This window comes from Leucobacter chromiireducens subsp. chromiireducens, assembly GCF_016758255.1.
Classification (GTDB): Bacteria; Actinomycetota; Actinomycetes; order Actinomycetales; family Microbacteriaceae; genus Leucobacter; species Leucobacter chromiireducens.
This window is the reverse complement of the sequence record NZ_QYAD01000005.1, coordinates 169,344-183,020: the sequence shown is the minus strand read 5'-3', so window position 1 is coordinate 183,020 and position 13,677 is coordinate 169,344. Positions and strand designations below refer to the sequence as shown.

At 66.5% G+C, this 13,677-nt stretch carries 11 protein-coding genes; 2 read left to right on the top strand and 9 right to left on the bottom strand.

What is annotated here, in order from left to right; all coding sequences use genetic code 11:
- Nucleotides 1-48 precede the first annotated feature (48 nt).
- The 8 genes from aroC to D3226_RS13550 form a co-directional block, all read right to left on the bottom strand.
- Entirely contained in the window at nt 49-1,245 is a 1,197-nt protein-coding gene (gene aroC / locus D3226_RS13585; RefSeq protein ID WP_202383142.1) for a chorismate synthase, read from the bottom strand.
- A 5-nt stretch (nt 1,246-1,250) separates the two neighbouring features.
- Nucleotides 1,251-2,096: a shikimate dehydrogenase gene (locus D3226_RS13580; RefSeq protein ID WP_202383141.1), complete on the bottom strand. Its 846-nt coding sequence runs from the start codon at nt 2,094-2,096 to the stop codon at nt 1,251-1,253.
- Entirely contained in the window at nt 2,097-3,200 is a 1,104-nt protein-coding gene (gene mltG, locus D3226_RS13575) for an endolytic transglycosylase MltG (RefSeq protein ID WP_202383140.1), read from the bottom strand. It lies immediately after the preceding gene.
- The gene (gene ruvX / locus D3226_RS13570; RefSeq protein WP_202383139.1) at nt 3,197-3,694 is read right to left on the bottom strand and encodes a Holliday junction resolvase RuvX; all 498 of its coding nucleotides are present in this window, start codon (nt 3,692-3,694) and stop codon (nt 3,197-3,199) included. Before ruvX ends, mltG begins: the two co-directional genes overlap by 4 nt.
- A gap of 5 nt (nt 3,695-3,699) precedes the next feature.
- On the bottom strand, nt 3,700-6,354 hold the full coding sequence (gene alaS, locus D3226_RS13565; RefSeq protein ID WP_202383138.1) for an alanine--tRNA ligase: 2,655 nt from the start codon (nt 6,352-6,354) through the stop codon (nt 3,700-3,702).
- 95 nt (nt 6,355-6,449) lie between these two features.
- The gene (locus D3226_RS13560) at nt 6,450-6,671 is read right to left on the bottom strand and encodes a hypothetical protein (protein ID WP_202383137.1); all 222 of its coding nucleotides are present in this window, start codon (nt 6,669-6,671) and stop codon (nt 6,450-6,452) included.
- A gap of 180 nt (nt 6,672-6,851) precedes the next feature.
- On the bottom strand, nt 6,852-7,481 hold the full coding sequence (rpsD, locus tag D3226_RS13555; protein WP_202383136.1) for a 30S ribosomal protein S4: 630 nt from the start codon (nt 7,479-7,481) through the stop codon (nt 6,852-6,854).
- A 267-nt stretch (nt 7,482-7,748) separates the two neighbouring features.
- Nucleotides 7,749-9,086: a replication-associated recombination protein A gene (locus D3226_RS13550; RefSeq protein WP_202383201.1), complete on the bottom strand. Its 1,338-nt coding sequence runs from the start codon at nt 9,084-9,086 to the stop codon at nt 7,749-7,751.
- A 222-nt stretch (nt 9,087-9,308) separates the two neighbouring features.
- Here D3226_RS13550 and D3226_RS13545 point away from each other — a divergent pair, with 222 nt between their 5' ends.
- Nucleotides 9,309-10,544: a DUF349 domain-containing protein gene (locus D3226_RS13545; protein WP_337249007.1), complete on the top strand. Its 1,236-nt coding sequence runs from the start codon at nt 9,309-9,311 to the stop codon at nt 10,542-10,544.
- A 206-nt stretch (nt 10,545-10,750) separates the two neighbouring features.
- Nucleotides 10,751-11,362: a hypothetical protein gene (locus D3226_RS13540; RefSeq protein WP_202383134.1), complete on the top strand. Its 612-nt coding sequence runs from the start codon at nt 10,751-10,753 to the stop codon at nt 11,360-11,362.
- On the opposite strand, the gene D3226_RS13535 is transcribed toward D3226_RS13540, so the two are convergent.
- Nucleotides 11,352-13,601, bottom strand: coding sequence for a RelA/SpoT family protein (locus tag D3226_RS13535; RefSeq protein WP_202383133.1), 2,250 nt, complete (start codon nt 13,599-13,601; stop codon nt 11,352-11,354). The two genes, D3226_RS13540 and D3226_RS13535, sit on opposite strands and share 11 nt — an antisense overlap.
- Nucleotides 13,602-13,677 lie beyond the last annotated feature (76 nt).

Genomic DNA, 13,677 nt, shown 5'->3' with positions numbered 1-13,677 from the left:
GCGCAGCCGCGGGCGGGCCGCTTGGCCGCCCCGCCCGGCGCTTTCCGGTCACGACTCGATGGCGGTCGACAAGCGCTCGGGGATCGCGGCGAGATAGGACTCGAGGTTCCGCTTCGTCTCCGCGACACTGTCGCCGCCGAACTTCTCGGTTACCGCGTCTGCGAGCACGAGAGCCACCATCGCCTCGGCGACAACGCCAGCGGCGGGAACCGCGGACACATCCGAACGCTGGTGGTGAGCCTTCGCTTCTTCGCCCGTCGCGACGTCCACCGTCGGCAGAGCGTGGGGCACCGTGGCGATCGGCTTCATCCCCGCGCGGACGCGGAGCACCTGACCCGTGGTCATCCCACCCTCGATACCGCCAGCGCGGCCCGTTTCGCGGGCGATCTGTCCGTCAGCGATATGCAACTCGTCATGCGCTTCCGAGCCGCGGCGGCGCGTGGTCTCAAACCCATCGCCCACCTCAACGGCCTTGATCGCCTGGATACCCATGAGCGCTCCTGCGAGGCGGGAATCGAGTCGACGATCCCAGTGCACGTAGGAACCGAGCCCCGGCGGCAGACCGTAGGCAAGCACCTCGACGATGCCTCCGATCGTGTCGCCAGATTTCTTCGTATCGTCGACTTCCGCAACCATGCGGGCGCTCGTTCCGGCATCAAAGCAACGGAGCGGATCCGCGTCGAGTGCTGGCGTGTCCTCTGGTCGGGGCAGCGGGCCACCAGCGGGCGCCTCAATCGTGCCAAGCGACACCGTGTGGCTCACGAGACCAATGCCCAACTCGCTGAGGAAGGCACGGGCCACAGCCCCGAGTGCCACGCGGGCAGCGGTCTCGCGCGCGCTTGCACGCTCGAGCACGGGTCGTGCCTCGTCGAAGCCGTACTTCTGCATGCCGGCGAGATCAGCGTGCCCGGGTCGCGGGCGCGTCAGCGCAGCGCCGCGGCCGCGAGACTTCTCCGAGAGCTCGGTCGGCTCCGCGCTCATCACCTCGGCCCACTTCGGCCACTCCGTGTTCCCGATGCGGATCGCGACGGGCCCTCCGATGGAGACGCCCTGGACGACACCGCCCGAGACGTTCAGCTCGTCCTGCTCGAACTTCATCCGCGAGCCACGGCCATAGCCGAGCTTGCGGCGCGCGAGATCAGCACGGATCTCTGCGAGCGAGACGGGCACGCCAGCAGGCAGCCCTTCGAGGACAGCAATCAGTTCGGGTCCGTGGGACTCTCCAGCGGTAAGCCAACGCAGCATAAGGACTATCCTCCCACACTGGAGGGTGCTGTCGCTGCGCGCATGGCCGCGCGCACCGCTGATTCTTCAGCCAGCGGGATACTGGGATCACCCCCGCTGAAGATCCGAATCTGCACGATCGCCTGTTCGACAAGCATGTCGGTGCCGGGCAGGGATCGCCCACCGGCGCGTTCGTGGCGCCGCGCGAGCGGGGAAGGCCACGGGTCGTATGCGACGTCGAAGAGCGGTGCCGCGTGCAGGGTGTCGGGCAGGTCAAGCGAGGTACCGGCGGGCCCCGGGAGTGTCGAGATGGTGAGCGTTGGCTGCCACTCACGGAGCTCGGGATCGCTGAGCCCCATTCCTGCGCAATGCATATCGCTCGAGCCGTCGAAGCGCTGCGCAAGCGCGATGGCGGCTTCGGGCCTGCGGCCCACTACGTGAAGTTCGCGGGCTCCGAGCTGGCGGGCCGCCAGCACTGCGGAGACCGCAGTGGCCCCCGTGCCCAGCACCACCGTGCGCGCCGCGTCGAGGTTCGCCGCGTCGATCGCGTGAGCGAGCCCCGCAACGTCGGTGTTGAAACCGTCCCACCCACCATCGTCGCGGTGCCGAAGGGTATTCACGACTCCGCTCTCGCGCGCGATCGGATCGAGAGAGGTCGCGAGCCGGAAGGCTTCCTCTTTCAGCGGCATCGTGAGCGACAGACCGCGCCATTCCGGGCCGCGGCCGGCGAGGAAAGCGCCGAGGCCCGCCTCACCGCACCGCACCGCGGAGTAGCGCCAGTCCAGTCCAAGCACTGTATACGCCGCGCGGTGAATGCGCGGCGACAGCGAGTGCCCGATCGGCGAGCCGAGAACAGCGAGCTGTTCGGGCACCTAGCAACCCTTGCCGGGGTTGGCCGCACACCACTCGTTGAGCTTCGCAACCGACGCCTCGTGCTCCTCCTGCGTCACACTGAACGCGGATTCGCGTGTGTCAAGGTTGATCGCCACGAAGTAGATCCAGTCCCCCGGCTCAGGGTTGAGAGCGGCGTCGATCGCATCACGCCCGGGATTCGCGATCGGCCCCTTCGGCAGCCCCTTGTGCACGTACGTGTTCCACGGGTTGTCATCGGAGAGTGCTTCGTCCGTCGACCAGACCGAGCCGTCCTCGTGCTGTCCCATCCCGTACTGCGCCGTGGAGTCCATCTGGAGCAGCATGTCGTCGGCCAGACGGTTTGCGATGACGCGCGACACCTTGCCAAAGTCCTCGATGCGCCCGCCCTCCTTCTGCACCATCGCGGCAATGGTCAGCACCCGCTCGCGGTCAGCCTCAGCAACGCCCGCCTCGTCAAGCACCTGCTTCTGCTGATCGACCAAGCGCTGGATGGCCTCTGCGCCCGTGGTGTCAGACTCGAACTCGTACGTCGCCGGGAAGAGCCAGCCCTCCAGGCTGTCCACACCAGCGGGCAGGCCGTACGCTGCGGGATCCTTGATGGCATCCTGCAACTCGGAGAGCGGAATATCAGCGCCCGCGGCGACGAGTTCAATCGTCTGCTCGACGGTTTTCCCCTCGGGAATCATGGCGGTGAAGTTCATCCGGTTCTCCGGGTCCTGCAGCGCTTCGAGCGCGGCCTGCGAGCTCATCTGCAGTTTCATCCGGTATGAGCCGGGCTGGAACTCGACCGCGGGATCCTGGTCGAGCAGGAGCCGGTAGAACGCCTCTGAGGTCTTCACGACATCCGCCTCGGCCAGGGTGATGGCCACGTTTTCGCCGATCTCACCCTCGGTGATCACGATGATCGCGTCTCCCGTGCCGGGGCCCTCGTAGTCGTTCGAGGTCCACCCCAGGGTTTCAGAGATTCGCTCCCCGAACTGCGACCAGAGGTAGGCTCCTGCGGCCGCAAGGCCACCGAGGAGGGCGACCGTGACGATCAGTGAGATCGCAATGCGCTTCCCACGCCCGGAGGCGCGCTCCCGCTCGCGTGCTCGTGCGTTCATGCGTGTGACTCCTTCGCATTCGCGCCGGCCACCGCGACCGGGCTCCCGGGTGCCATCCCCTGCGCGCGCTCGGTATCGAGTGCGTGCTGCAGGATCACCACCGCTGCCGCTTGATCGATGATCGAGCGACTCTGTTTGGTTTTCTTCCCGGCCTGGCGCAGTTGCCCCTGAGCCGAAACTGTGGACAGGCGCTCGTCAACGAGGCGCACGGGCACACTGCTACTCGCGAGTCGCGCTGCAAGTTGCTCGGCGAACCCAACGGCATCATCCGTGGAGAGCGTCCGCTCGCCTCGCATATTGAGCGGCAGGCCGACGATCACCTCGAACGCATCGAGCTCGGCTGCAATGGCTGCGATGCGTGCGAGGTCGGCATCGCCGTCCGTCGCGCGCGCCACGGTCTCCACGGGCGTGGCAAGCATGCCGTGGAGGTCTGAGCGGGCGACACCGACGCGGGCCTTGCCCACGTCGATGCCGAGTCGCACTCCGCTACGCACGCCGCCTACTCCGCGAGCCGACCGCGGATCGCAGCGAGAGCCGCGTCAATCTGCGTGGGATCAGCGCCACCGCCCTGCGCGAGATCCGGCTTGCCGCCGCCGCCGCCGCCGAGCACCTGCGCGCCCAGTTTGGCGAGGTCGCCCGCGCGAACTCCAGCATTCCGAGCGCCTTCGGTGGTTGCCGCAATGACGACCGGCTTGCCGCCCGCATCGCCCGCGAGCACCACGACGGCCGCGTCGGCTGCCAGACGATCGCGGGCCTGGATTGCGAGGCCACGGACATCGTCAGCCGAGCCCACCGCACCCAGCGAGTGGAGCACCGCACGCACGTTGCCAATCGGCTCGGCGCTCGCGACCAGTTCGGGGACGCGCTGAGCCAGCTTCTCCGCCTCGAACGCCGCAATCTTTTTCTCTGCGGCCTTCAGCTGCGCACCGAGATCCTGCACACGGCCCACGAGCTCCGCGCGCGGCACACGCAGTCCGCTCGCGAGCTGCTGCACGATGGCGCGCTCCGCAGCGAAGCTCTGGAACGCTTCGAGCCCAACGAGCGACTCCACGCGCCGGTTGGTGGAGCCGACCGAGCTCTCGGATACGAGGTTGATCATTCCGACCTCGGAGGAGCTCGACACGTGGGTTCCCGCGCACAGTTCGCGCGACCACGGCCCTCCAATGTCAACCACGCGCACGCGGTCGCCATACTTCTCGCCGAAGAGCGCCATGGCGCCCATCGCCTTCGCCTCGTCAATACCCATCTCACGGGTGACGACCTCGTAGTTGGAGCGAATCGCGAGGTTTGAAATCTCCTCGATCTCACTCTTCGTTTCCGCGCTGAGCGCTTCCGAGTGCGTGAAGTCGAGACGCATGTAGCCGGCCTTGTTGTAGGAGCCCGCCTGGTGGGCGCTCGCGCCCAGAACGTCACGCAGCGCCGCATGGACGATGTGCGTTGCCGAGTGGGCCTGCGTCGCTCCCCGACGGTAGTTGGCATCCACACGGGTCTCCGCGCGCTGATCGATGCCGATCGTACCGACGCTGACCTTGACGGTGTGCACAATGAGGCCCGGGACGGGCTTCTGCACGTCAAGCACCTCGGCTTCGAAGCCGTCGCCCACGATCACGCCCTGATCCGAGTCCTGTCCGCCGGACTCTGCCCACAGCGAGGTCTCGGACAGCACGAGTTCGGCGATCTGGCCCTCGTGCGCCTCACGCACGGGCACGCCGTCAACGACGAGGCCGAGCACGCGGCTCTCGTGAACAAGCTCGTCGTACCCCGTGAACAGAGTCTCGCCCAGGCCGCGGAGCTCCTTGTATACGGAGAGATCCGCGCGCTGCCCCTTCTTCGCCTTTGCGTCGGCCTTCGCGCGGTCGCGCTGCTCCTGCATCAGCTCGCTGAACACCGTGCGGTCCACTGCAACGCCGGCCTCCTCCGCGATCTCGAGCGTGAGCTCGATCGGGAAGCCGTGAGTGTCGTGCAGTAGAAAGGCGGTGTCGCCGGGAACAGCGACTGAGCCGGCCTTGGCCGTCTCGACCGCGGTGTCGAGGATCTGAATGCCCGATGCAAGCGTGCGCAGGAAGGTCTTCTCCTCTGCGTAGGCAGCTCGTGAAATGAAGTCAAAGTCGCGCGCGACCGCCGGGTACGCCTCCTGCATCGCGTCCCGCGAGACCGGGAAGAGCTCAGCAAAGCTCGCGCCGTCGAAGCCGAGCAGACGCATCGAGAGAATCACCCGGCGCAGCAGACGCCGCAGAATGTACCCGCGCCCCTCGTTCGAGGGCGTCACACCGTCGGCGATCAGCATGAGGCCGCTGCGCACGTGGTCAGCGATGACGCGCAGGCGCACGTCATCGGCGTGATCGGCGCCGTAGGTCTTGCCCGTAAGCTCTGCCGCCCGGTCAAGCACGGGGCGCACCTGATCGATCTCGTACATGTTCTGGACGCCCTGCTTGATGAACGCGACGCGCTCAAGGCCCATGCCCGTATCGATGTTCTTCTTGGGCAGCTCTCCGAGAATCGTGAAGTCAGTCTTCGACTTCACGTCGGCGACCTCGTACTGCATGAAGACGAGGTTCCAGATCTCCACGTAGCGATCGTCATCGGTCGCCGGGCCGCCATCGATCCCATGCTCGGGGCCGAGATCGAAGAAGATCTCCGAGCACGGGCCCGCGGGACCTGGCTGCCCCGTCGACCAGTAGTTCGTGTCTTTCCCGAGACGCTGAATTCGCTCGTCGGGCAGGCTCGAGTGTTCGCGCCACAGCGCGATCGCTTCCTCGTCCTCCTCGTACACGGTGACCCACAGGTCCTTCGCGTCGAAGCCGAGGCCCCCGTCAGCCTCGGGCGTGGTGAGGAGCTCCCAGGCGAACTGGATCGCGCCCTCCTTGAAGTAGTCACCGAAGGAGAAGTTTCCGCACATCTGGAAGAAGGTGCCGTGACGCGGCGTGCGCCCCACCTCCTCGATGTCGTTCGTTCGGATGCACTTCTGCACGCTCGTCGCGCGGGGGTACGGCGCGGGCACCAGACCGGAAAGGTACGGCACAAACGGGACCATTCCGGCGACCGTGAACATCAGGCTGGGGTCATCGCTCACCAGAGAAGCGGACGGGACAACGGTGTGTCCTCGCTTCTCGAAGAAGTCAAGCCAGCGGCGGTGGATTTCAGCGGTCTGCATCCGTGAATCTTTCTTGTGATGGGGATTGTCGTTCGAGCGCTCGCGCGGGGCAGACCAACGGTCTCCCTGCGGGCAGCGCGTGAAGCTTGGGGAGGCTAGGCCTTGTCGCGCAGATCGCGCAGCGCGTCCTCGAGGTCATCAGCGAGATCTGACTCGTCAGCTTCCGACTCATAGCCGCTCGCAAAGGCGCGACTGAACTCACTCATACCGCGGTTCACACGGTCAAAAAAGCGGCGACCCTCGGGGCTCTGGTTCACGAAGTGTGCCGCGACGAAGCCCAGCACAACTCCACCCAGCAGCAACATCAGCTTGCGCATGTCTCATTCCTCCTGTCGGCGAACGAACGCGGTGGGGGCCGCGCCGGAAAACACCGACCAGCTTAGCGGGTTCCTTCTCCCCCGGGCCGGATATCCACAGACACCACGCAGGCCCGGAAACGCCTCAGGGGCGCCGGATCACTCCGACGCCCCTGAGGCGGCTGTGCGCAAACGTGCGGCTTAGCGTCCCGAGTAGTACTCGACGACGAGCTGCACTTCACAGGTCACGGGGACCTCAGCGCGCTTCGGGCGACGCACGAGGCGTGCCTGGAGCTTGTCGAGCTCAACCTCGAGGTAGCCCGGAACGGGGGGCAGTACCTCGGCGTGGCCACCGGCAGCGGCGACCTGGAAGGGCTCGGTGCCCTCGGAGCGCTCCTTGACGTGAATGAGCTGTCCCGGCTTCACACGGAAGGAGGGACGGTCAACGATCTTGCCGTCGACGAGGATGTGGCGGTGCACAACCATCTGACGAGCCTGTGCGGTGGTGCGGGCGAAGCCGGCACGGAGCACGAGGGCGTCGAGGCGCATCTCGAGGAGCTCGACGAGGTTCTCACCCGTCAGGCCGTCCTGGCGGCGAGCTTCCTTGAACGCAATGGTGAGCTGCTTCTCGCGGATGCCGTACTGAGCCCGGAGACGCTGCTTCTCGCGCAGACGAACGGCGTAGTCGCTGTCGCTCTTACGCTTGGTGCGGCCGTGCTGGCCGGGGCCGTAGGGGCGCTTCTCGAGGTAACGAGCTGCCTTCGGCGTGAGCGCGATCCCGAGCGAGCGGGAAAGGCGGGTCTTGGAACGGGTACGCGACGTAGTCGACACGTGAGTCCTTTCGGGTTTTCTGGAAATAGCGCACACAATCTGACGATCGTGCGGCGTGTGTTCTCTCGGCCACGCTGCGCCCGCATTCACGACCCTCGGAAGGGCACGCAATGCACGCGACGCAGCACACCGTTTTCGGTGAGGGAACGACCAGCGCAGAAACCCGGCTACAGGGCGACTGCCACAAGGGCCCGTGCGCAGCCAGCGTCGGGTCCAGTGTTGGCCAGCGTCTAGCTTAGCACGAAGCAGGCGCGACGTGCGGCCGGCTCATGACTGCCCGGCGCGGGTGATCCTCCGCAGCTTGCCCAGACGTTCCGCGAGCTCGCGCTCGTTGCCGTGTGTCGTCGGCGAGTAATACACCCGCTCACGAATCTCCTCGGGCAGGTACTGCTGCGTCGACACCCCGCGCGGGTCGGAGTGCGGGTAAATGTAGCCTTTTCCGTGCCCCATCCGCTTCGCGCCCGGATAGTGCGCGTCGCGGAGATGCAGCGGGACCGGCCCGAATCGCCCGGCCTTCACATCTGCGATCGCCGTATCGATTGCAGAGATGACCGCGTTCGACTTGGGTGCAGTTGCAATGTAGATCGTGGCCTCGGCGAGCGGGATTCGTGCTTCTGGCAGACCAATCAGCTGCGCGGCCTCGGCGGCGGCGACCGCGACCTGGAGCGCGCGCGGATCAGCGAGCCCCACGTCTTCTGCGGCGTGGACGATGAGCCTGCGCGCAATGAATCGGGGATCCTCGCCTGCCTCGATCATGCGAGCGAGGTAGTGAATCGCTGCATCGGGATCGGAGCCACGCATCGACTTGATGAACGCGCTCGTGACGTCGTAGTGCTGATCGCCGTTTCGGTCGTAGCGGAGAAGGGCACGATTCACGGCGGCCGAGACGACGTCGGGCGTGATGACGGGGCGCGCAGGCGCCTCCACGTTTGCCGACTCCTCGCGTACCGTCTCCTCACTCGCCGAATCGCAGCTCTCCAGCGCTGCAGCCGAGGCCGCGGCGGCCTCAAGTCCGGTCAGCGCGCGCCGCGCATCACCTGAGGCGAGCTGCACGAGCGCATCCAGGGCCTCCGGCTCCACCTCGACGGCGCCATCGAGTCCCCGTGGCTCCGTGAGCGCCCGCTCCAACAGCGTGCGCAGGTCGGAATCGTCTAGCGGCTCGAGCGTCAGGAGCAGGGAGCGCGAGAGTAGCGGGCTGATCACCGAGAACGAAGGGTTTTCGGTGGTTGCAGCGACGAGGGTGACCCAACCGTTCTCCACGCCCGGCAGGAGCGCATCTTGCTGCGCCTTCGTGAAGCGGTGGATCTCGTCGAGAAAGAGCACGGTCGCAATTCCGTAGAGATCGCGGTCGTTGAGCGCGCGCTCCATCACGGTGCGCACGTCCTTCACCCCAGCGGTGATGGCCGAAAGCTCGACGAAGCGGCGGCCACTCGAGTGCGCGATCGCCTGGGCCAGCGTGGTCTTCCCCGTGCCCGGCGGACCCCAGAGGATCACCGAGACGGCTCCCCCGCCGCCCTCCGTGTCGGCGGCGAGCACGCGAAGCGGCGAGCCGGGGTGCAGCAGGTGTTGCTGTCCCACGACCTCGTCGAGAGAGCGCGGGCGCATTCGTACCGCGAGGGGCGCGGTTGCCGCGGGAAGAGCTGGGGTGTCCACGTCACCATGCTAACCGGCACCTCTGACAGGGCGGAGACAACGTCCTCCCGCGCACGCCACTCCCGGAAACACAGCACTCCAAGGGGCATCCCGGCGCCCGCTGTGGCATAGTGGAGGAGTCTATTCCGTATGGTCGGCACGGCCGGCCCCCACACCCGACAAGTGAGCAGAACCGTGAGCGAAGCGACCAACGAAACGCCCTGGGGACGAGTCGACGACGACCGGACCGTATATGTGCGGGAGGGCGAGGGCGAACGAGCGGTCGGGTCATACCCAGACGGCACCCCCGAGGAGGCGCTTGCCTACTTCACCCGCAAGTTTGCGGACCTTGAGGGTCAGGTCAGCCTGCTTGAGGCGCGCATTGCGCGCGGCACCGCCGACGGCTCGGCTGCTGAGTCGGTCACGAAGCTGCAGGAGCAGCTCGTTGAGCCCGCAGCGGTGGGTGACATCGCCGGACTGCGCACGCGCGTCGAGGCGCTCGTCACGAAGACTGCCGCGCTGAGCGAGAAGCAGCAGGCCGAGCGCGAGGCCGCACGCCAGGAGGCCGTCGCCAAGCGCGAAGCCATCGCGGCGGAGGCTGAGCGCCTCGCTGCCCAGCCTGAGAACTCGATTCGCTGGAAGGACACGAGCCAGGCGTTTGAGCAGCTGTTCACCGACTGGCAGACCGCCCAGCGCAGTGGGCCGCAGATCCCCAAGGCGCAGGCAGACGCCCTGTGGAAGCGCTTCCGCTCCGCTCGTCAGTCCTTCGACACTGCTCGTCGTGCGCACTTCGCGCAGATGGACGCCACCAACAAGGACGTGAAGCAGCGCAAGGAGCGCATCATCGCGGCCGCAGAGGCACTTGCCCCGAAGGGCGTCGATGGCATCCCCGCGTACCGCGGCCTGCTCGACGAGTGGAAGGCTTCGGGCCGCGCGAGCCGCAAGATCGATGATCAGCTGTGGGCTCGATTTAAGGCTGCCGGCGACGTGCTCTACCAGGCGAAGGCCGCAGAGGCCGCGCAGACGAATGAGGAGTACGCGGCGAACCTTGCACAGAAGCAGGAGATTCTCGGCGAAGCCGAGCCCATCCTGCAGGTGAACGAGCACACTGCCGCGCGGAAGCAGCTCACGGCAATCCAGCTGCGTTGGGACGAGGTGGGTCGAGTCCCCCGCGAGGCGCTGCGCGATGTTGAGGGCCGGCTCCGAAAGATCGAGGACCACGTCAAGCACCTCGAGGAGGAGCACTGGCGGAAGACGAACCCGGAGACCAAGGCACGCAGCGAGGGGCTCCGCGGACAGCTTGAGAACTCGATCGCTGAGCTCACCGCAGAGATCTCCGCCGCTGAGGCGGCGGGCGACGCGAAGGCGAAGCAGGCCGCGGAAGAGAAGCTCGCCACGCAGCAGTCCTGGCTCGCGGCACTCGGCGACTAGTTTGTTGCGTCCCGGCCGCCTCACCTGAGCGCGGTCGGAAAAGGAGCGCCCCGGGAACTGCACAGTTCCCGGGGCGTTCTGCGCGTATAAGACTCGTGCTCGGTGCGCGTCGCCCACACACTCAGGATCTACCGACATGCGGCAAGTTATCCACACGAGCGCTCCGAGTGCAGCTGTGTGTTGCTCAGGTCGGCGAGACTCGAGGCATGCCAGCTCTTATCGCACCGCAGCGCAGAACCGCTCCACTCCGGGTGCCGCGACACGATCTCCTGCCGGGCCCCGTGCAGCGCGCAGAGCTCATCCGCGGGACGCTCGTGCACTGTGGACCGGGTGTGCGTGGCGCTGGGTGGCCGGATACTCCCCTCGTCCGCGCTGCGGCGCTCGCGCCATGGCTCACGCCGGACCGCACGGCGATACTCCTCACCGCGGCCTGGATCTGGGGAGCAGCCCACAGCGCTGGTGCTCTGCTCGAGTTCGCCTCAGCGGCACGCGCGAACACGGGCAGTGAACGCGGTGTGCGTGTGCGTTCGCGCCAGCTCTCGCCCCGGGAGCCGGAGCTGCTGCACCTCGGTCGTGCGACGGTGACCACGCCCACGAGAACCGTCGCCGATCTCCTGCGATTGAGCGCCGTGCTCACGCGGGAGATCCACATCGCCTGCCGCGTCCTGGCGGTCTTCCGCGGTGCAGGCGCCGCGCAGGTCGCTGCGGCGCTGACCGCTGGGCCTGCGCCGCACCGGCGCAGAGCGCTCGCGCGGCTCGCGCGAGTCTCTCAACTCTGGCTCGAATCAGGCGCTGAGAGCGCCGCGCCTAGTTCGTGATCCGATAGACGTCGTAGACGCCATCAATGCGACGCACGGCGTTGAGTACGTGGTCCAAGTGGGTCGCGTTCGCCATCTCGAAGACGAAGCGACTGATCGCCAGCCGTGAACTTGACGTGTTCACCGAAGCAGAAAGGATGTTCACGTGATGCTCTGAGAGCGTGCGCGTCACGTCGGACAGCAGCCCGGAGCGGTCGAGCGCCTCGACCTGAATCTGCACGAGGAAGACGCTCTTCGAGGTGGGTGCCCACTCGACATCAACGAGCCGGTCCTGCTGGGTGCGCAGGTTCTGGAAGTTGTGGCAGTCGACCCGGTGCACAGAAACGCCCTGCCCCTTCGTCACGAAGCCCTGGATCTCATCCCCCGGAACGGGGGTGCAGCACTTCGCGAGCTTTGCAAGCACGTCGGACGCGCCCGTCACCACGACACCGCTCGAGTCGGTGTGACGCTGCGGCCGCGGTGCGTCAATGATCGGAACGGTTGCAAGCGCTGGTTCCGTGGAGCTCTGTTCGTCGAGCACCAGCGCGGTGACCTTCTCGACCACAGACTGGGCGGAGACGTGGTTGGCGCCCACCGCGGCGTACAGCGCAGTCACGTCCGCGTAGCGCAGCTGCAGCGCAACCTGCTGCAGCGCCTCCGAGTTCATGACGCGATGGAGCGGCAAGCCTTGCTTCCGGAGCGCCTTTGCGATCTCCGTCTTCCCGGTCTCGGCGGCTTCCTCACGGCGCTCCTTCGTGAACCACTGCCGAATCTTATTCTGGGCGCGCTTGCTCTTGACGAAGGTGAGCCAGTTCTTATTTGGGCCCGCATTCGGGTCCTTCGAGGTGAATACCTCGACGACGTCGCCGTTCTGGAGCGCAGTCTCGAGCGGAACGAGCCTGCCGTTGACGCGCGCGCCCATCGTGCGGTGCCCCACCTCGGTGTGCACCGCATACGCGAAGTCGACGGTCGTGCCACCGGCGGGGAGCCCGATGACGCGTCCCTTCGGGGTGAAGACGTAGACTTCCTTCGCGCCGATCTCGAAACGCAACGCGTCGAGGAACTCGCTCGGGTCCTCCGTCTCAGCCTGCCAGTCAGAGATGTGGGCAAGCCAGGCCATATCGTTCGACGACGGCGCGGCGCCCGGTGCCTGGCGCTGCTTGTACTTCCAGTGCGCAGCAACGCCGTACTCCGCACGCTGATGCATCTCAACGGTGCGGATCTGGATCTCAACGGCGCGACCATCGGGCCCGATCACCGTGGTGTGCAGCGACTGGTACAGATTGAACTTCGGCGTGGCGATGTAGTCCTTGAACCTGCCGGGAATCGGAGTCCACCGCGCATGGACCGCACCGAGCACCGCGTAGCAATCTCGAATCGACTGGACCAGTACGCGGATCCCGACGAGGTCATAGATGTCGTCAAAGTCGCGGCCCCGGACGATCATCTTCTGGTAGATCGAGTAGAGCTCCTTGGGGCGCCCCGTCACCTCGCCGCGAATTCGGGCGTCGCGAAGATCAGCCTCGATCGAGCTGATCACCACACCCACGAGCTCGTCGCGCTGGGGATTGCGCTGCGAAATGAGATTCTCGATCTCGGCGTAGAGCTTCGGCTTCAGCACCGCGAAGGAGAGATCCTCAAGTTCCGCTTTGATGGACTGAATGCCCAGGCGATGCGCAAGCGGGGCGTAAATCTCGAGCGTCTCCTGCGCCTTCCGCTTCGCGGAGTCACCAGAGACAAAGCCCCAGGTCCGGGCGTTGTGCAGGCGGTCGGCGAGCTTGATGACCAGCACCCGGATGTCCTTCGACATCGCAACGACCATCTTGCGCACGGTCTCGGCCTGCGCCGAGTCGCCGTACTTGACCTTGTCAAGCTTCGTGACGCCGTCGACGAGCATGGCGATCTCCTCGCCAAAGTCTTCGGTCAGCTGCTCGAGCGTGTAGTCCGTATCCTCCACCGTGTCGTGGAGCAACGCCGCCGCAATCGCCACGGGGGCGACACCGAGCTCGGCGAGGATCTGCGCGACCGCGATCGGGTGTGTGATGTACGGCTCACCGGAGCGACGCTTCTGTCCACGGTGCGCGCGCTCCGCTGTGGTGTACGCCCTCTCGATCACCGAGAGATCCGCGCGCGGGTAGTTGCCGCGCACAGTACGCACCAACTGGTCTACCGCACCCGGCGCGCTGCCTCGAGAGAAGATTCTGGGCACAAGTCTGCGCAGCGCGGTCGTGCCGCCGTGCGTTACATCACTCGTTGCCACCCTGCCTCCTCCTCGAATGTTTGAACGCTACACCACGGGCGCCCATTCCGACGAACTGGGCGCCCGCGCCGCGCGT